19 protein-coding genes are annotated in these 17,338 nt (G+C 56.6%); 12 read left to right on the top strand and 7 right to left on the bottom strand.

The features are described 5' to 3' along the window. Positions 1-41 precede the first annotated feature (41 nt). Positions 42-404 carry a YciI family protein gene (locus tag Q0778_RS02760; protein WP_298304683.1) on the top strand — a complete coding sequence of 121 codons (363 nt, stop codon included), beginning with the start codon at positions 42-44 and terminating at the stop codon, positions 402-404. A gap of 5 nt (positions 405-409) precedes the next feature. After that, positions 410-1,630, top strand: coding sequence for a DUF6596 domain-containing protein (locus Q0778_RS02755; RefSeq protein WP_298333831.1), 1,221 nt, complete (start codon positions 410-412; stop codon positions 1,628-1,630). Here the strand turns inward: Q0778_RS02755 and Q0778_RS02750 are convergent. From Q0778_RS02750 to Q0778_RS02740, 3 genes are read right to left on the bottom strand one after another with little or no spacing between them, the layout of a single operon-like run. Then, positions 1,627-2,532, bottom strand: a complete 906-nt coding sequence (locus Q0778_RS02750; RefSeq protein ID WP_298333829.1) for a 50S ribosomal protein L11 methyltransferase — start codon at positions 2,530-2,532, stop codon at positions 1,627-1,629. The two genes, Q0778_RS02755 and Q0778_RS02750, sit on opposite strands and share 4 nt — an antisense overlap. Further along, positions 2,529-3,449, bottom strand: a complete 921-nt coding sequence (gene bla, locus Q0778_RS02745; protein ID WP_298333827.1) for a subclass B3 metallo-beta-lactamase — start codon at positions 3,447-3,449, stop codon at positions 2,529-2,531. Before bla ends, Q0778_RS02750 begins: the two co-directional genes overlap by 4 nt. Beyond that, positions 3,427-4,152, bottom strand: a complete 726-nt coding sequence (locus tag Q0778_RS02740; RefSeq protein WP_298333825.1) for an SDR family oxidoreductase — start codon at positions 4,150-4,152, stop codon at positions 3,427-3,429. The genes bla and Q0778_RS02740 overlap by 23 nt, the downstream gene beginning before the upstream one ends. A 109-nt stretch (positions 4,153-4,261) precedes the next feature. On the opposite strand from Q0778_RS02740, the gene sdhC reads away from it, so the two are divergent. The 5 genes from sdhC (at position 4,262) to Q0778_RS02715 (ending at position 8,059) form a co-directional block, all read left to right on the top strand. Beyond that, complete coding sequence (sdhC, locus tag Q0778_RS02735) at positions 4,262-4,651, top strand: succinate dehydrogenase, cytochrome b556 subunit (protein WP_298333823.1); 390 nt, start codon at positions 4,262-4,264, stop codon at positions 4,649-4,651. Positions 4,652-4,654: 3 nt separating this feature from the next. Then, on the top strand, positions 4,655-5,041 hold the full coding sequence (sdhD, locus tag Q0778_RS02730; protein ID WP_298304701.1) for a succinate dehydrogenase, hydrophobic membrane anchor protein: 387 nt from the start codon (positions 4,655-4,657) through the stop codon (positions 5,039-5,041). Then, the gene (sdhA, locus tag Q0778_RS02725; RefSeq protein ID WP_298333821.1) at positions 5,041-6,873 is read left to right on the top strand and encodes a succinate dehydrogenase flavoprotein subunit; all 1,833 of its coding nucleotides are present in this window, start codon (positions 5,041-5,043) and stop codon (positions 6,871-6,873) included. The genes sdhD and sdhA overlap by 1 nt, the downstream gene beginning before the upstream one ends. A 116-nt stretch (positions 6,874-6,989) precedes the next feature. Next, positions 6,990-7,547: a hypothetical protein gene (locus tag Q0778_RS02720; RefSeq protein WP_298333819.1), complete on the top strand. Its 558-nt coding sequence runs from the start codon at positions 6,990-6,992 to the stop codon at positions 7,545-7,547. Next, positions 7,493-8,059 (top strand): hypothetical protein, encoded by a 567-nt coding sequence (locus Q0778_RS02715; protein ID WP_298333817.1) that lies wholly within the window; start codon positions 7,493-7,495, stop codon positions 8,057-8,059. Before Q0778_RS02720 ends, Q0778_RS02715 begins: the two co-directional genes overlap by 55 nt. Here the strand turns inward: Q0778_RS02715 and Q0778_RS02710 are convergent. Further along, positions 8,056-8,211 (bottom strand): hypothetical protein, encoded by a 156-nt coding sequence (locus Q0778_RS02710; protein WP_298333815.1) that lies wholly within the window; start codon positions 8,209-8,211, stop codon positions 8,056-8,058. The two genes, Q0778_RS02715 and Q0778_RS02710, sit on opposite strands and share 4 nt — an antisense overlap. Positions 8,212-8,354: 143 nt before the next feature. Here Q0778_RS02710 and Q0778_RS02705 point away from each other — a divergent pair, with 143 nt between their 5' ends. Then, positions 8,355-9,392 (top strand): C13 family peptidase, encoded by a 1,038-nt coding sequence (locus Q0778_RS02705; protein ID WP_298333813.1) that lies wholly within the window; start codon positions 8,355-8,357, stop codon positions 9,390-9,392. Here Q0778_RS02705 and Q0778_RS02700 read toward each other — a convergent pair whose 3' ends face one another. Beyond that, positions 9,393-10,961 (bottom strand): peptidylprolyl isomerase, encoded by a 1,569-nt coding sequence (locus Q0778_RS02700; protein WP_298333810.1) that lies wholly within the window; start codon positions 10,959-10,961, stop codon positions 9,393-9,395. It abuts the gene before it with no gap. Between the two features lie 86 nt (positions 10,962-11,047). Between Q0778_RS02700 and Q0778_RS02695 the strand changes: the two genes are divergently transcribed. Together Q0778_RS02695 and Q0778_RS02690 are read left to right on the top strand one after the other, a co-directional pair. After that, on the top strand, positions 11,048-11,488 hold the full coding sequence (locus Q0778_RS02695; protein WP_298333808.1) for a BlaI/MecI/CopY family transcriptional regulator: 441 nt from the start codon (positions 11,048-11,050) through the stop codon (positions 11,486-11,488). Further along, positions 11,485-13,269 (top strand): M56 family metallopeptidase, encoded by a 1,785-nt coding sequence (locus tag Q0778_RS02690; protein WP_298333806.1) that lies wholly within the window; start codon positions 11,485-11,487, stop codon positions 13,267-13,269. The genes Q0778_RS02695 and Q0778_RS02690 overlap by 4 nt, the downstream gene beginning before the upstream one ends. 113 nt (positions 13,270-13,382) lie before the next feature. Here Q0778_RS02690 and Q0778_RS02685 read toward each other — a convergent pair whose 3' ends face one another. Next, on the bottom strand, positions 13,383-13,985 hold the full coding sequence (locus tag Q0778_RS02685) for a hypothetical protein (protein ID WP_298304732.1): 603 nt from the start codon (positions 13,983-13,985) through the stop codon (positions 13,383-13,385). Next, positions 13,963-14,838, bottom strand: coding sequence for a neutral zinc metallopeptidase (locus Q0778_RS02680; RefSeq protein ID WP_298304736.1), 876 nt, complete (start codon positions 14,836-14,838; stop codon positions 13,963-13,965). Before Q0778_RS02680 ends, Q0778_RS02685 begins: the two co-directional genes overlap by 23 nt. Positions 14,839-15,014: 176 nt before the next feature. On the opposite strand from Q0778_RS02680, the gene Q0778_RS02675 reads away from it, so the two are divergent. Next, the gene (locus tag Q0778_RS02675; RefSeq protein ID WP_298304738.1) at positions 15,015-15,767 is read left to right on the top strand and encodes a 3-hydroxybutyrate dehydrogenase; all 753 of its coding nucleotides are present in this window, start codon (positions 15,015-15,017) and stop codon (positions 15,765-15,767) included. 62 nt (positions 15,768-15,829) lie between these two features. Continuing rightward, positions 15,830-17,248, top strand: coding sequence for a M20/M25/M40 family metallo-hydrolase (locus Q0778_RS02670; RefSeq protein WP_298333804.1), 1,419 nt, complete (start codon positions 15,830-15,832; stop codon positions 17,246-17,248). The last annotated feature ends 90 nt before the right edge of the window (positions 17,249-17,338 follow it).

Genomic DNA, 17,338 nt, shown 5'->3' with positions numbered 1-17,338 from the left:
TCGCCACGATCGGCGCGAGGTCAGTGACGGAGACAAGACAAATGCAATACATGTTGATGATCCACGAGAGTGAAGACGCTTATTCTGGCGAAGATGGCGCAGCCGTCATGGAGGCAACGCTTGCCGGACATATGAAGCTGATTGAAAAGCTTGAGGCGGATGGTGTTGAGTTTTCGGGCAACCGGCTTCGTGAGGCGCATACAGCGACCACATTGCGCTACGAAGGAGGCGACAAACCGGCTCTGCGTGATGGCCCTTTTGCGGAAACGCATGAGGAATTGGGCGGTTATTATATCGTCGAGGCCGCCGATTTGGATGCTGCCATTGAGTGGGCGCGGATGATCCCCATTCCGGGCAAAGGCGCAGTCGAAATTCGCCCTGTCTGGCCTGAAGAGGAAATGTAAGGGGAGTGAGCGATCTCGCCCATTCCATTCACAATGCACGGCCAAAGGTAATTGCCGCCTTGGCTGTGCATTGCCGCAACCTCGACTTGGCCGAAGAGGCGTACGCTGAAAGCGCCGCCAAATGCCTGAGCCAGATGGTGGCGCCTGATAATGTGGCCGCTTGGCTGATGACCGCTTCAAAGCGGTGGATTGTCGATACCATCCGACGCCAGCAAACCGAGGCCCGCGCGATCGAGGATGTAGAAAGGACGGCTGATATGAGCGCTGAAGTCCTTGAGTTTCCAGAAGCGATTGAAGACGAGCGATTGCGGCTAATCTTTATCTGCTGCCATCCTTCTATCGCAACCGAAACGCGTGTTGCATTGGCGTTGAAGGTCATTTGCGGTTTGCCAGTGGCAGAGATCGCGCGGGTCTTCCTCACCAGTGAAGCGACTATGTTTCAACGCATTACCCGCGCAAAACGCAAGGTCGCCGAGGCTGGCATTCCCTTTGAGCTTCCACCGCGAAAAGCATGGGGTGAGCGGCTTGACGCGGTGCTTCTGACGCTCGAGCTTGGCTACACGGTCGCCTATCAGGATGCAGGTGCTGAGCGTGCCCAGATCGATGGAGCAAACGCGGGAGAAGAGGTTGCAAGGCTAGCTGCGCTTGTCGCTCAATTGATGCCGCAAGAGCCCGAAGCTTTGGGATTGGCTGCGCTGATCTATCTCGCAAAATCAAGGTTGCCTGCCCGACTTGATAAAGAGGGAGCAATGGTGCCGTTGTCTGAGCAAGATACGACGCTGTGGGATTACGATGCGATTGAGAAGGCGCGACGTTGGCTTGAGGAAGCTGCGGCTTTAGGACAAACGGGCCCTTACCAAGTCATGGCCTCCATCCAGCTCACGCATGCTCGCATGGGCTTTGGGGTATTGACCGATTGGCCATCAATCCTTCGGCTTTACGACGGGCTTTTGCACCTTCGTCCGGGACCGATTGTAGCGCTTAATCGCGCCGTTGCATTGTCCAAGGCAAAGGGTGCCGAAACGGGGTTGTTTGCATTGCAAGCGATAGACTCATCCAAGCTCGCTAAGTCGCGTCCCTACCTTGTCGCGCAAGCGGATCTCCTGACCCAGCTTGGCCGCTTGGACGAGGCAATCGCCGCCTATTCGCAAGCGCTCGAGCTCAATCCGCCCCGGGCCGAACGCCTTTTTCTGGAGCGAAAGCGAGCCTCACTCGGCCCACGTTAAATGACATTTCGGCGGCGGAACCATAGGATTGCCCAGTCGCCTCGCTCCAATCGCCTGGCCAGACGGAAGCCCGCCTTACGATACGCCCGCCGCACGGCGCTCTCTTGCTTACCTTTGAGAAGCCCAGCGAGCAGTAGACTTCCTCTTGGAGCCACGGCAGCGCTAAAATCATGAGACAAATCGACTAAAGGCCCTGCCAGTATGTTCGCAATCAGCAGATCATAGGGTCCGCGAAGCGACAACAACTGGTCATCCATGCCGTCAGCAACCACCATGGTGATCTCGTTTGGCGACGGACCGATTGTGACGGAGTTGAGCTCGGCATTGGAGTGCACGACCTCGGCACAGATTGGATCAATATCAGAAGCCGTCACTTGTGCTGCTGGCCACAACTTCGCTCCAGCAAAGGCAAGAAGGCCGGTTCCGGTGCCGATATCAGCAATCCGCCTCGCGCGCATTCCGCTCGCCTTCATTGCGCTCAGCATTTCTAGACACCCGGCCGTGGTTTCGTGCTGACCCGTGCCGAAGGCTTGAGACGCCGGAATGGCGAAATTCATGAGGTCAGGGTCAGGTGCGTAATCGGGCGTGTGGACGAAGAACTGGCCTGCGCGAATGGGCGGGGTGCCTTGCTGGCTTTGCGCGACCCAATCGGTTTCAGGAAGTTCTTCCACGTCGATTGCAGGCGGAGTGCCAGCGAAAAGGGAGGCTATGGCATGCTTCTCTGCCTCTGCAGGTTCGGACGGCAACCAACCTTCAAGAACCCAGTCTTGCGGCCGGTCCTCACTCAATTCGCGTCCCGCAATGACGAGGTTATAGTCCCACTCCTCGATCTCGTCGTGAGCCAAAAGCGCGGCTTGCACGACCTTTTTGGGTGCGTGAGCGATCAGCTTCCAGCTTTTCATGGGTTTAGTGCTTCATCAGCAAGGCGGGTTTCAAGGTTGAGCAATTTGCGCCCCGCATAGCTTGCGCATGGCCGGGCTCCTGGCGCGTTTTCGATCAGTTGACCTGCCTGCATCCTGCGTATCATGCGACTGTGGGAAGGGTGGGGGGTGAGAACGATTGTGCACTCCTCCCGGCCCAGCGCGACCAGCCCCGCGCGGAAAGCGGCAACATAGTCGGGATGGTCGCTAAATCGGTAATCGTCGCGGCTGATGGGAGAGAGGCTGTCAGCATAGACAATAGTCTCACAGCGCTCTTTGCATTCTTGCCACCGCCAACTCATCGCGCCGGGCGAGTGACCTGGTGTTTCTATCGCGCGGATGGTGGTGTCTCCCAATTGGAGGACATCGCCAGAGGCCATGATCCTGCCGACCGCCACGCCCTCAAAAGGATCGTGCATCCCGTGTTGAGGATCTTGCGGAGAATCCTTCCCCGATGTGAGCACAGGTTCAGCGGTTGAGGATGCAACAACCACTGCGTTCGTTGCTCTTTGAAGTTTGGCCATCCCGCCAACGTGGTCGAAATGCTCATGACTGTACAAAAGATAGCGAACATCGCTGAGGTTAAAGCCAAGGGCGGTGACATTGGCCATCACGATCTCTGCGCCCGCCGCAGTACCGCTGTCGATTAGGACATGGCCTTCATCGTCAGTGATAAGGATCGCACCAATTCCACATGTGCCGACATAGTAAGTGTCGCGGTATATTTCGAATGGCGGAGCAGGCTTATCCCATTCATCCCACGGCTTGCAGGTGTCGAGGAACGCCTGTTGATCGGCGGGGATATCTGCCTTTGGGCCGTGCGCTGTGGCGGGGATTGAGAAGGCGATGAGCGTCGCGGCGCATACGCGGGTGAGTTCACCGAACAAAGCTTGCTCCATTTGCATCGATCACCGCGCCCGTCATGCTCGCTGGTGCATCTATTGTGCAGTAGGTGATGATCGAAGCGATCTCTTCGGGTGTTGCGACTCGGCCAAGCGGGATGTCAGCAAGCAAGCCCGCGCCGCCTCGGCTTTGCAGATAATCACCTGCCATCGATGTGTCAGTGAACCCCGGCGTGATCGCAAAGCTCAAAATGCCCTCCGCCGCATAAGCGCGTGCAATGGTTTTGTGCATGGCGATCAACCCACCTTTGGCTGCGGCATAATGCCAATGCGCAGGTGAGTCGCCGCGGTAAGCCGCTCGGCTGGCCACATGTACGAGTCGCCCGCGCTCCCCGCTCTTTCCAGCGAGGTGCCGTTTCCAGTGGCGCACCGCAAAGCGACTCAGTTGAGCAGCAGCCGTCAGATTGATCCGGAGCGTATCTTCCCAGCGGTCCAGCCACTCGATATCGGAGCAATCAAGCGAGTTGTGTTCGAACAACCCGGCATTGTTCACGACAGCGGCTATGTCTCCTCCGCTGCGCTCAAGTGCTTCATTCCAAAGCATTTGTGCGGAAAGCGGGTCCGCAAAGTCGGCGGCAATCGTGCTCTCGTTTCCTTCGCGTGAGCGGTGACCGATCACTTTCAGGCCCCGTTCTTCGAGCGCTTTTCGGGCCGCCGCGCCTATGCCTCGGCTCGATCCGGTGACAAGAATGTAACTCATGCAACTCTCTATCCAGAAAATTGCAAGTAAAGTCGAGCGCGTGTAGGCTTGCGCACGGGGCCCACTTCGCTAAGTGGGATGGGGAATATGCAAGCAACATGAGACCACTATGAGCCAAAGACCGCTTTCGCCGCATCTCCAGATATGGCGGTGGGGACCGCATATGCTGGTGTCGATCCTTCACCGCGCAACCGGCGACGGCATGGCCTTGGTTGGTCTGGGTGTTTTGGTCTGGTGGCTTGGAGCGCTTGCGAGCGGTCCGGCTGCGTATGAGACTTTCCTTTGGGCGGCCAGTTCACCGCTTGGCTATGTTGTATTGGTTGGCCTTTCATGGGCTTTCTTCACCCATATGATGAGCGGGCTGAGGCACTTCGTTCTCGATGTGGGCGCGGGCTATGAGCTTGATACGAACCGTTTCTGGTCCATCGCATCGCCGATAATCGCGGTTTTGCTGACAGCGTGCCTGTGGGCTTACATTCTCTTCGGCAAGGGAGCTTGAACCATGGGTAATGGCACTTCCATCGGCCGCGTTCGCGGACTTGGCTCAGCGCACGAAGGCGCGCATCACTGGCTCGTGGCTCGCACCACCGCGGTTAGCAACCTCATCTTGATGACATGGCTGATCGTAAGCTTTGTTCTGCTTCCCAATTACACGTACGAAACGGTTTCAGGCTGGATTTCGCAGCCGATCGCTGCGGTTCCGATGATGCTTTTGATCATCAGCGTTTTCTATCACGCGAAGCTTGGCCTTCAGGTTTTGATCGAAGATTACGTCCATGAAGCGGGCCTTAAGTTCGCTACTCTGACTGCCCTCAACCTTGCCGCATTTGGCGGCGGCGCATTCGCTTTGTTCAGCATTGCGCGCCTCGCACTTACAGGAGCTGCCTGATGGCAACTGCACCCGCAAACGACGCTTATAAAATCATTGATCACGTATATGACGTGGTCGTGGTTGGGGCAGGGGGCTCTGGCCTTCGTGCAACGACAGGCGCTGCAGAAGCTGGCCTTCGCACCGCTAACATCTCCAAAGTGTTCCCAACCCGCTCGCACACCGTGGCGGCACAAGGCGGTATTGCGGCATCGCTTGGCAACAACACGCCGGACCACTGGACCTGGCACATGTATGACACCGTGAAGGGTTCAGATTGGCTGGGCGACCAAGACGCGATTGAATATCTCGTGCGCGAAGCGCCTCAGGCGGTTTACGAGCTTGAGCACGCGGGCGTACCGTTTTCCCGTAACGAAGATGGTACGATTTATCAGCGTCCTTTCGGCGGCCACATGCAGAACATGGGCGATGGCCCTCCGGTGCAGCGCACCTGCGCAGCCGCTGACCGTACTGGCCACGCGATGCTTCACGCGCTCTATCAACAGAGCCTGAAGTATGATGCTGACTTCTTTATCGAGTATTTTGCGCTCGACCTGATCATGGATGACGTGGATGGCGTGCGTAAGTGCGTTGGCGTTATGGCTCAGTGTCTTGACGATGGCACCATCCACCGCTTCCGCGCGCAATCCGTTGTGCTGGCGACAGGCGGTTATGGCCGTTGCTATTACACCGCGACATCTGCGCACACCTGCACAGGCGACGGCGGCGGCATGGTGCTGCGCGCTGGTCTCCCGTTGCAGGACATGGAATTCGTGCAATTCCACCCAACCGGCATTTACGGCGCAGGCGTCCTCATCACCGAAGGCGCGCGCGGTGAGGGCGGTTATCTGACCAACTCGGAAGGCGAGCGCTTTATGGAGCGCTATGCTCCGTCGGCGAAAGACCTCGCATCACGCGATGTTGTCAGCCGTTCGATGGCTCTCGAAATGCGCGAGGGACGTGGTGTTGGCGCCGATGGCGACCATATCCACTTGCACCTCGATCATATTGCGCCTGACGTATTGGCTCAGCGCCTTCCTGGTATTACGGAAAGCGGTAAGATTTTCGCAGGCGTTGATCTGACGCGTGAAGCTCTGCCAGTGACGCCGACCGTTCACTACAATATGGGCGGTATTCAGTGTAACTATCACGGCCAAGTCGTGACCATCGGCAAGGACGGCAATCCGGACGAGGTTGTGCCGGGTCTCTATGCCGTAGGCGAAGCGGCTTGTGTATCGGTACACGGCGCGAACCGTCTGGGTTCGAATTCGCTGATCGACCTTGTGGTGTTTGGCCGTGCGACAGGTCTGCATCTGAAAGAAACGCTCACCCCGGGTGCAGCACAGCCCGAACTTCCGACCGACAGCGCTGACTTCGCTCTCACCCGTCTTGACCACTTCCGCTACGCTAAGGGTGGGTCGCCGACTGCTGAGATCCGTTCGGATATGCAAAAAGCGATGCAGAAACACTGCGCCGTGTTCCGCGACAGTGAATTGATGGACGAAGGCGTCAAGCTGCTCGCCGAGCAGAACAAGCGCATGGAAGACATCCACGTGACCGATCAATCTCTGATCTGGAACAGCGACCTGATTGAGACGCTGGAGCTTGATAATCTCATGAGCCAGGCAAATGTCACAATGGCATCGGCCGCCAACCGCAAAGAAAGCCGCGGCGCGCACGCTCACGAAGATTTCCCGGATCGCAACGATGCTGAGTGGATGAAGCACACGGTTGCATGGTTTGAAGGCTGGGGCGGTCAAGGCTCCAACATCCAAATCGATTACCGTCCAGTGCACGAATACACGCTTACCGAAGATGTGACCTACATCGAGCCTAAGGCGCGTGTTTATTAATTGGATGATGAATGACTGCCTTGTTTTCTGAAAACTCTTAACCGTTACTTAGATTCTCCGAAATAATCAGCGTTGACGATTGGCAACATAGCGTTGAGCAAGCGGAAGGGTGAGTAATGGGCGGTTTTGGTCGAAAGGGGCAGGCGGCAATGCAAGCTCAGCAACTACCTCGGCCTAAATCGCCAAAGGGGGCGATACGCTTTGATGTAACGCCTAACCCGTGGAAGTTGCTGTTCACTGCTTTTGCGTGCGTTTTCTGTGTTCTGATACTATTGGCTTTCGCGGTGGAAGGACGAGGTTTAATCCTCGTCGTTATTCCGCTTGGTCCGACGGCAGCGCAAATTTTCTATGTGTTCATGGCGCTGGTTTGCCTTGCTTATTTGGTGCAAGTGATGCGCGGATTCGTCCGAAGTTTCGGTGGGCAATTGTGGATGACGCTTGATCAACATGCCATTACCGGGCCTACAAAATACAGCGGTACTCACACAGTTCGGATCGCTTTTAGCGCCGTCAACAATGTGGAGTTAAGAAGCCAAAGCGATGATCAGTATTTGGTGATCACAGGGCGCGATGGCAGAAAGATCAAAGTGAGCTCGGCCAATTTTCGCGAAGCAAAGAAATGGCCTTCCTTCCTTCAGGAATTGGATCGCAGATTGAATGGTGGTGGAAGCTGATTAAAGAACGCCTGCGAAAACGCCTATCCTCCTATTGGAAAATGGAGGTGGGCAACGCGTTGTTACTGCCAGCTTTCATGGTCTTTGCGTGCAGTTCGCTTGATCAACCCATGAGCTGGTGGCTGGCGTTTGCGTGCCTTCCTATGTGCGGGTTGTTGGTGCTGGGCGGGCTTTATTGGCGCGCCAAGCTGCATCAACTTGGCGGACAGTCCGAAACCTTGAAATCCTTTTTGCCAATGGCGGACAAATGGCAGGTTCCCTTGGCCGCTTTATCAGCTTTGGCCGTGGCCGTTGCAGCTGGCGCGTGGTTGTTAGATTTGGGTGCATCGACTGGCGACACAGTTTGCATCACCGTGGCTGCCGTCCTAGCTGGGCTTGAGTACATCAATTATTACCATCGCCAATTGCAGCATTTCGACCATCCTGCAGACTTTAAGCGGCTGATGTCGGGCCGCGGTTTTGCGCGCGCCCAGATGGCAGTCGATTTGGCCAAATTCCGGCGAAAAAGCTAGGCTGCGAAGCCGAAGTTGGGAGTGGTGTTTTTACCTTTTTTCGTTGGCTCAGCCGGACTGGCAACCTTGCGACCGAAAAGGCCGTAGGTGAGATTCTGTACGGGAGATTGTGTGCCCGTTGCTGGCTTCTTTGTCTTACTGTCGCGGCTCATGATCATTCCCCCAAATGGTAGCGGAAAATGTGCTGTCTCAGTTGAACATGCATGTTCTTAGCTCTTCTTTGGTTGGCCTGATTGCACGGCGACGACACAATTCAAGAATGTCGCATCGGTACAATTGCGTTCACCAGTCCAAGATGTCGGGCCTTGACGTGTGGTTCGCGCTTCGTGATTGGTTGTCTATGTTCAAAGGGCTTAGCACCGTATGTCTGACGGCACTGTGTTGTGCGTCACTTTCGATCTCCGAATCTGCGAGCGCGCAAGAAAACCCCAATCAGCCGCCCGAGCACACTCTGCCTTGGCCCAACATTGCTGCTGGCCAGTCTCCTGAGGAACTTGCGCAAAGCATGACGGGCGCGCCCGAGCTGAACCGCGGTGTCCCGGTGCGCGAGATTGTTGAACAACGCCGCAGGCTCGATGCCAAGCTGGCGGCGCTTCAACCTCAACGCGCCGGCGAAGTCGATGCCTATGTGATTTCCATCGCGCTCGACAGCGATCCAGTTTTTGCCAGAGAGGCTCGCGAAACCGCTCAGGTGCTCTCAAGCCGCTATGGTGGGCAAGGCCGCACGCTGACGCTGGCGGGGCCTGATGGCACGCAGAATGATTTGCCCAAGGGCTCGATAGAGAGCCTGTTTGTGGCTCTCGCACGCATCGCCGACCTTATGGACACAGACGAGGACGTTCTTGTCCTCTACACCACCAGCCATGGCAACAAGCTGGGCCTTGCCTATCATTATGGCGACACGGGTTACGGCATTCTTTCGCCTACGCGGCTCAAATCGGTGTTCGAAGAGCTGGGGATCGAACGGCGTATCCTTATTATCAGCGCGTGCCATTCGGGCGTTTTCGTGCCTACCCTGGCGAGCCGCGATACAGCGATCCTCACTGCCTCAGCGGCGGAACGCAATTCCTTTGGCTGCCAACCTGAGAATGATTGGACCTTCTTTGGTGATGCTTTGATCAATCGGGAGTTGCGCAAGCCTCAGAGCCTGTCTGACGCGGCGCGTGCGGCGGCCCTTCAGATTGCCGGTTGGGAAACACAGGCGCGCCTGCTTGCCTCGCTGCCGCAGAGCGCCTTTGGGGCGGGAGTAAGCCAGTGGCTGCCCATGCTGGAAGCAAGAATGCCACAGATCGCGAGTGCACCTGTTGGCAGACCGGCGATGACGGCCGAGTAACTATTCGGCGGCTGCCGGTTTTTCAGGAGCCTCCGCGCGCCGCGCTTTGGTGATCTCTACCGGTTCTGCCAGGATCTGGCCCATCATTGGGCCAACACCTTTGTTGGGGTCAGCTTCTCCAGCGTGAATTGCAGAGACAATATCCATCCCATCGATCACATAGCCGAAAACAGCATAGCCGTTTTGCCAAATGGGATCGTCAGAATCGGGTTGGGCATCCAGACCAATCTGATCTGCAAGCATGATTGAGAAGTCGCCATTGGCTGTTCCAGGTTCAAGCATAGCCATGGAAACCGCACCATTGGTGTGGCTCAGCCCTGTTACTGTTGTGGGCTCGTGCGGGATGCCGGGTAGAATACGCTTGGGATCGAACTGCGTGCCCCCTTGGATAAGGCCATTGGGCATAGGCTCGCGCTGAAGTTTCATCGCGCGGTAAAAGACGGTGCCATCAAACCGCCCCTCATCAACATAGCGCAGGAAATTGACGGCGGTGATTGGTGCTCGCTCGATCTCCAGACGGATTGTGATCTCACCTTTCGTGGTCTCGAGTACCACATCTTGCGTCTCGTAATTGACCTCCGGCTCCGGTGTTGCGGCGATGAGTGGCTCGTCGTCTTTGATCTCAAACTTCATGAGCAGGGTGCGTTGACCTTTCGAGAAGTTATTGTCGGAAACCAAATAGAGAAACGTTTTCCCAAACTGCTCACGCACGGCGAGCCCCTCGAAATTGTCGAGGGTTAAGGGCGGGATGAGTACGGCCAGCGTTTCTGGCTGTCCTTCCAATGGTAATTTGACGATGGCGGTCCGATTGCCTTCACCTTCGCGGTAGCTGCGGAAGAGGATATAGCAGGTGCCATCACTCTGGCAGGCGGCATCGGTGGGAGCCCCTTGGTGCTCCGCGATTTCAGGCGGTGCAGGCAGCTCGAACCCGCCCGCGCCTCCCAATGATGAATGCACGCAATTGACCTCGCCAGAGCGGGCCCATTCGCCGCAGGCAATCATGGCTTCGATGCTCGCTGCCAAGGTCTCAAGACCGGCATTAGGATCCGCGTTGTTTACCAGCGCGAGTGCGGCAGAAAGATCATGATCAGGGCTATTCATGGGCTCACCGGGGCCATCAAGGCGGCCGTAAAAGAGAGCGCGGTGGTTCCGTTCAAAGGTCACAATCCACCCACCAAGGGCGACGTGCTCAATCGCTTCTGCGTCCACATTGTCATTGCCTTTAAGCCGTCGCCCGCGTTCATCGAGCAGCCGCCCTCGGTTGACAGAAAGCAGGTCAACCAATTGCCCATTGATCTCGTCTAGCTCAATTGACAGCCAGTGGCCGTCATCACTTACCGCGAATAGTCGGTCTTGGACCCAGGTCAGACCGGAAACCCCACCGAGGTCTTCTTCACCAGGTGCAATCTCCAGTCCGCCGCGATAAATCAGCTCGCCGACTTCGTCAGCCGCTGGCTCTTCTACACTCATCGCCACTGGATGGGTTTCGACGAAAATCTCGTCTTGCGCATGGGCTGATATGGATAACCCCACAGCAAGGGCAGCGGCCAAGAACGTTTTCCATGTCATTCGTCCTGCAATATCGGCCTCTGGCAGAGAAACAAGTGGGGAGGGTACATGTTCATCTAGTAGCAATGTTTACAGGCGTAGTCGATATGACTACACACGTAATCACGTTTCCTTCTTCGGGGTTAGAGGAGGCCAATTTGAGTAAGTCAGATCAATCAAGTCCGGAGCGTATCAGTGAAGCTGAGCACGCTGTTATGGAGGCCCTTTGGGATCAAGGGACAGCAACTGCATCGGATGTGTGCAAAGCGGTGTGCGAGAAACGAGGGTGGAGCTTGGCCACGGTCAAGACGCTCCTTTCACGGCTCGTCCAGAAAGGCGCGATTGAGACTCGGCCCGATGGTAGGCGCTATATCTACAGTCCCCTGATAGCTCGCTCAGATTATGTCGGAGGAGAATCGCGGCGTCTGGTTGACCGGCTTTTTGGCGGAAAGGCTGCATCACTTGTTGCCCACCTGGCTGAGACTGAGGCGCTGACCGAAGATGATCTCAGCGCGATCGAGGCTTTGCTCAAGGAGTTGAAGTCATGACTGATTGGATGATGGAAACGCTTCTTTGGACAGCTGTGCTGATTGCCTTGGTCCTTCTGGTCCGTCGACCGATTTCGCGCGCCTTTGGCCCGCAAATCGCATACGCTTTATGGGCTTTGCCAGCGCTTCGATTGGTGCTGCCTCCGATTGAGCTTCCTGCATGGATGCGTCTCACCGAACCTGAGTTAGCAGTGGCACCGATAGCGGTTGCCGATGAACCGCTCGTTACTGCTTTCGATCTTTCCACGATGCATTCTGAGAACGCAGTTGTGGCGCACCCGGCGGCGACCGATACCACAGCCCCGCTTACCCAGACGACCGCTTTCGACTTTAGCTTTCTTGACACCGGAATGCTGATCGAATTGGGAGTCGCTGTATGGCTTATCGGCGCCGCCATTTTTCTTGTGATGCGGTTTTCCGCCTATTTCCGCCTACGGGACGAGCTATTGAGAGATGGTCGCGAAGTCGGACGCGAGGGTTCGGTTCGCTTCGTAGAGACGCCTGGCACACAGGCCCCACTCGCTTTTGGCGTGACCGACAAAGTCGTCGCATTGCCAGAAGGCTTTCTGGCGCACCCTGATCGCCAGTCGCGTGATCTGGCTCTGGCGCATGAGCTCCAGCATCACAGAGGTGGCGACCTTCTTGCCAACGTCCTTGTCCAACCACTTTTTGCGATCCACTGGTGGAACCCCTTGGGGCGGTATGGGTGGCTCGCGCTGCGCCGCGATCAAGAGGCCGCGTGCGATGCTCGTGTCATGGCAAGCGCACAGCGCGAAGAGCGCGAAGTCTATGCCAATTTAATCGTCAGCTTTGCCGCCGGTCCCAACGTCGCACTTGCCGCGCCAATGGCCTGCCCGGTGCTGGGAGAGAAATCGATAATCCACCGTTTGAGGAGCTTGAAGATGGATAACACAAACACAAAGCGACGCCTTGCAGGTAAGGCGTTGTTGGGGGCAGCGGTGGTTGCACTGCCCATGACCGCTTCGATAAGCTACGCTGCTAGCGAGCTGCCGCAAGCACCGAAAACTGCTAACGCTCCAACTCTTCCTTCGGCCCTTTCTGCGCTAGTGGCACCCCAGGCCCCCACCGCGCCAGAGGCTCCCAAAGCTCCGCTCGTCGATGATCAGATCATCGTGATCGACCCTGATGGAGAGGTTTCGAACGTCGAAACGAATAGTGAAAACGTCTTTGTCTGGAACGGCGATGAGGGCGAGAATAGTGCCCGTGTGATACTCCGCAGCAACGAACATTCCGATTTTCCTCGCGGCAAAGGCATGAACAAAGAGGAATTGCAGCGCTTCCTTGAGCGTTCGGAGAATTCCAAGATCATTTTGCGCAATCGCGGCAATTCAGTTCGCTTCTTTGATCGATCAGAAATCGACGGGGAAGGTCAACTAAGCGAAGAGCAGATCGAAGAGATCTTGGATGAGGTCCGCGAAGGCCTTGAAGAGGCCAATAAGGTGCTTGAGGAACTCCCAGAGATCATCGAAAAAGCGCAAGCCGAGGCCGAAGAAGCGCGCAGCAATGAAGGTCGCAGAGTCGTTCGGGTCGAGCGAAGCTGCAAGGGCGGCTCCAGCGAAATTGTTACGGAAACCGAGGATGCCAACGGTGTGCAGGTGATAAGCATTTGCCAGAAAGGCGTGATGGTACAGGCGCTGAACGGACTGCGCGAAGCGCGCAATTCTCTCAAGTCTTCAGACGAGTTGAGTGGCGCAGATCGCACCCGTGCTATTCGCGAGATTGACCGTGTGATTTCGCGCTGGGAGCGCGAAGCTAGGTAGGGTTGTAGGGGAGTAGGGGACGACAGTCTCTATTCCCCGCCATCCACGTTCAAAAAGAGACCGGAGTGAGGGTCAGCCCCTCGCGCCGGTCTCTTTTTTGCTTTCATGTGATGTCATTGCGGAACGGGTGCTAAGTCCTGGTTCATATCTGAGGGCGCACCGCGCGGAATGTTGGGTGGGACGTTGGAAGAGGTGTCTGCGCTCGCCTCAACAAGTCCGCGTCTTGGGCGCGCCGGGTAAGAACATCCGCGCCCCTCTCCTAAGCCTTTGAGGTAGGAGCGCCTTGCAATGCCTGCCGTGTAGGCGAAGCGCGTCGCATTGCGTCGTTTGTTGGCGCCAGAAACCTCGCGCACAATTCCGCGGAATGGGATGAATGATCCCACAACGCTCTTCGCAACCCGTCCTCTGCTGATTCCGTCTTCGTCTTGCTGTGGCAGATCAAAATCTGCACCTAGCACGTTGTCGAGCTCGGCTATTCGTTCGACAATATCGTTGCAGCTGTTGACCCCGGCCACGTCGTATGGGTCCTGTGCGGCTATCTCCAAAACCTCGGGGAGGTCCTCGGCATCGATGTTAAAATCCTCAAGCGGAGTGCGCGCCACATCCATCGCGTCCGGTTCTTCCTGACGCATCTGCGCGTATGCAGCTTCTACCGGCGCCATGAGCGCCAGGGCCGCGCCGAGAGTGACCGCTTTAACCGGCATTGAAATAGACATCGCATGCTCCTGCATCGCTGCTGTTTAGTCCGCGTCTCAACGCTTCCATGCGTTGATCACTGGTCCCGTGGGTAAAGCCTTCAGGGTTGATCCTCTGGCCCGCGCGGCGCTGAATGGTGTCATCACCAACAGCGCTCGCAGCTCTTAGCCCTTCTTCCAGATCACCTCGTTCAATCAGCGCTTTGTTTTGCCCAGCCCAAACGCCAGCGTAGCAATCGGCTTGCAGTTCAAGACGCACCAACAACCGATTGGCCTCTCGAGGGTTTTGTTGTTGGAGACTGCGCACTTGGCCTGAGATGCCCGTCAGGTTCTGAATATGATGCCCATATTCATGCGCCATCACATAAAGCCGCGCAAAATCGCCATTGGTCCCCGCCATTTGGGCGAGCTGGTCGAAGAATCCTGTTTCGATGTAGATACCGTAATCCGCCGGGCAGTAGAACGGGCCCGCTGCCGATGAAGTGTTGCCACAGCCCTGCGTGGCAACGGGACCTGGCGGATAGAGCACGAGTTCGGGTTGCTCAAACCTGATGCGCGAATTTAGCAGGATCGGTTCCCATGTCTCATTAAGGCTCTGCATCGCGCGGCATGCTTCGTCCGCGTAGGGGCCGCTTGAGCAGAGTTGATCCTCGGTCGCTGCACCTTGCTGCTGATTGACTTGAGGCGCGGGGCCTTGGATGTCTTGCAACACACCAATTGTCTGGGTCGGATCGACTCCGAAGACGAGCGCGGCAATAATCGCGATGACTAAGGTGCCGCACCCAATTCCGCCAGCTTTACCTGCACGGACACGCCCCCGGCCTCCGCCTGAACGAACTTTGATCTTTGATGTATCGTACCGGCCCAGCCGCACTGAAATTCCCCCTAGAGACCTAGAAAACAGGCGCAGGTCACATGTGCAATCCTCGCTTCTGTCCATAGTCGCTTCGCAATTCACTGGACACAGCCGCTTTGCGACGCGAAAGCATCTCCGCATGGTACACGTCTTGGAGTGGCTCGCAATGCCTATGAACGTTGGGAAAAACAGTAATGCTTGAAGGTAAGACTGCATTGATCACTGGATCAACTTCCGGGATTGGCCTCGCGATTGCGCGCGCATTGCGAGCGGAAGGGGCTGAAGTGATCCTCAACGGATTTGGCGAAGAGGCTGAGATTGCGCGCCTGTGTGAAGAGCTTGGCGCAAGTCATCAAGGAGCAAACCTGCTTGACCCGGCCGCTATTGAAACGATGATGGCGGAGGTCGGACCGATCGATATCCTCGTTAACAATGCGGGGATGCAGCATGTTTCGCCTGTAGAGGACTTTCCGGTACAGAAATGGGATCAGATTATCGGGCTTAACATCAACGCAGTCTTTCACACCACACGGCTCGCCGTTCCGCAGATGAAAGAGAAGGGCTGGGGGCGCATCATCAACACGGCGAGCGCTCACTCAAAAACGGCGTCGCCATTCAAGAGCGCTTATAATGCGAGCAAACACGCGGTTGATGGCTTTACCAAGACTATCGCGCTTGAACTTGCTCAGACCGGCGTGACAGCGAATTGCATATCGCCTGGCTACGTCTGGACACCGCTGATTGAAGGGCAGATACCGGATACAATGGCAGCGCGAGGCCTCTCGCGAGAAGCCGTGATCAATGATGTGTTGCTCGCGAAACAACCAACCAAGAAGTTCGTGCAACCGGATGAGGTCGGTGCGCTTGCGCTGTTCTTGTGCCGCGAAGAGGCGGGGAATGTGACGGGCGCGAATTGGAGCATTGATGGAGGCTGGACAGCCGAATGATTGCGCGGGGGCGTATATTTCTTGTTGGTGTGATTTGCGTATGCCTTGCGGCCTGCGCAACCGTGCCACGTGGGCCCGATCCGCAAGCTGTACGCGACGCCATCGCCGCACGGATGATGCGCGATATCGAGGTGTTAGCAAGCGACGAATTCGGCGGACGAAAGCCTGGCACACCGGGCGGTGAGAAGACGATTGCGTATATTGTCGACCGGATGCAGCAGATCGGCCTTCAATCGGGCACCAATGATCCTGGCAGCGCATGGCGTGCGCCAGTCGAACTGGTGAGCACAAAGCCGCTCAACCATGAAATCACGGTGCGCACGGCCAAAGGGGCCAGCGTTCTCCCAATTGCCAGCAGTGCAGCGTTCTCGCTCAGCAGCCGGGTCCTTATTGACGGGGTCGAAGTAGTCTTCGTGGGTGACGGCAAAGGCCAACTCGTGGACACCGAACTTGTTGGCCGGATCGTCGTTGTGACCCAATCGAACAGTGATCCGGACGTGCGCGAAACGCTCTTCGCAGCAAGGCCCGCGGCCGTTCTGACTGTCGTTGCCGATTCGGTCGCATTGGAACGAGAGCGGGGCCAGTTTCAACGCGAGCGATTGCTTCTGACAAGTGAGGATTCAAACAATCTCTCTGCCTTTGTTACAAACGAAGCTTTTTCGAACACACTACCGGATGGTGAATGGAACAGGCTCTTGGAGAAGGCATCCCGCGAGAATTTCAGCCACGAAATGCTCGCAGCTACGATTGCGATCGACGTTCATTCGACCCGACGCGAGTTCACGAGTTCGAACGTAATCGGAATGATTCCCGGTCAACTGCCGGGTTCTGGCGCTGTTTTGTTGATGGCGCATTGGGATCATTTTGGGGAATGCGCGCCAGGTACGCCTGACCCAATCTGCAATGGCGCTGTCGACAATGCTTCTGGAATTGCGCTGATGCTTGAGCTGGCTGCCAAACTTCAGCTGAACGGCCCCCATGACCGTGACATCTATCTGCTTGCGACCAGCGCCGAAGAATCCGGTCTGCTGGGTGCGAAGTCCTTTGTGGATGCGCCGCCAATCCCGCTTGAGAGTATTGTCGCGGCCTTTAACTTCGACACGGTTGCCGTCGCACCCGCAGGCGGCCCGTTTGGTTTCATCGGAGAGGGACAAACGCCGCTTGATGACGTGGTGCGAGAGGCTTTGCGAGAACAGGGCGCAGAACTGGGCAGCCGTGAATATGCACAGAGCTTTCTGCGCCGCCATGATGGCTGGACGTTGCTCCAAGAGGGTGTGCCATCCGTTTTGGTCTCGACCGCATTTGCTTCGGAAATAGTTCTTGGGCCTTATTTGGCGACGAACTATCACCGCCCGACTGATCAAATCGAGGGCCTCGAATTGGGCGGCGCTATCGATGACCTTTTGCTGCACGAAACGTTGGTGAAACGGATCGCGAACACCCAAAGCTATCCCGCGTCCGCAACGCTCCCGTCACAATAGTCGGCGATTACCTGCGCTCCTACTCTAGCGCGGCGAGCAATCCCGTCCTACAGGGGCGTGCACGATTCGCTCACCTCAATGAAAGATGCA

Source organism: uncultured Erythrobacter sp. (assembly GCF_947502395.1).
GTDB lineage: Bacteria > Pseudomonadota > Alphaproteobacteria > Sphingomonadales > Sphingomonadaceae > Erythrobacter.
This window is presented reverse-complemented; position numbering and strand designations above follow the sequence as displayed.

Excerpts from the sequence above, each read along its gene's own strand:
- Q0778_RS02760 (WP_298304683.1), top strand. The coding sequence starts at position 42 with ATGCAATACATGTTGATGATCCACGAGAGTGAAGACGCTTATTCTGGC.
- Q0778_RS02750 (WP_298333829.1), bottom strand. The coding sequence starts at position 2,532 with ATGAAAAGCTGGAAGCTGATCGCTCACGCACCCAAAAAGGTCGTGCAA.
- bla (WP_298333827.1), bottom strand. The coding sequence starts at position 3,449 with ATGGAGCAAGCTTTGTTCGGTGAACTCACCCGCGTATGCGCCGCGACG.
- Q0778_RS02740 (WP_298333825.1), bottom strand. The coding sequence starts at position 4,152 with ATGAGTTACATTCTTGTCACCGGATCGAGCCGAGGCATAGGCGCGGCG.
- sdhC (WP_298333823.1), top strand. The coding sequence starts at position 4,262 with ATGAGCCAAAGACCGCTTTCGCCGCATCTCCAGATATGGCGGTGGGGA.
- sdhD (WP_298304701.1), top strand. The coding sequence starts at position 4,655 with ATGGGTAATGGCACTTCCATCGGCCGCGTTCGCGGACTTGGCTCAGCG.
- sdhA (WP_298333821.1), top strand. The coding sequence starts at position 5,041 with ATGGCAACTGCACCCGCAAACGACGCTTATAAAATCATTGATCACGTA.
- Q0778_RS02720 (WP_298333819.1), top strand. The coding sequence starts at position 6,990 with ATGGGCGGTTTTGGTCGAAAGGGGCAGGCGGCAATGCAAGCTCAGCAA.
- Q0778_RS02715 (WP_298333817.1), top strand. The coding sequence starts at position 7,493 with ATGGCCTTCCTTCCTTCAGGAATTGGATCGCAGATTGAATGGTGGTGG.
- Q0778_RS02710 (WP_298333815.1), bottom strand. The coding sequence starts at position 8,211 with ATGAGCCGCGACAGTAAGACAAAGAAGCCAGCAACGGGCACACAATCT.
- Q0778_RS02705 (WP_298333813.1), top strand. The coding sequence starts at position 8,355 with ATGTCGGGCCTTGACGTGTGGTTCGCGCTTCGTGATTGGTTGTCTATG.
- Q0778_RS02700 (WP_298333810.1), bottom strand. The coding sequence starts at position 10,961 with ATGACATGGAAAACGTTCTTGGCCGCTGCCCTTGCTGTGGGGTTATCC.
- Q0778_RS02695 (WP_298333808.1), top strand. The coding sequence starts at position 11,048 with ATGACTACACACGTAATCACGTTTCCTTCTTCGGGGTTAGAGGAGGCC.
- Q0778_RS02690 (WP_298333806.1), top strand. The coding sequence starts at position 11,485 with ATGACTGATTGGATGATGGAAACGCTTCTTTGGACAGCTGTGCTGATT.
- Q0778_RS02685 (WP_298304732.1), bottom strand. The coding sequence starts at position 13,985 with ATGTCTATTTCAATGCCGGTTAAAGCGGTCACTCTCGGCGCGGCCCTG.
- Q0778_RS02675 (WP_298304738.1), top strand. The coding sequence starts at position 15,015 with ATGCTTGAAGGTAAGACTGCATTGATCACTGGATCAACTTCCGGGATT.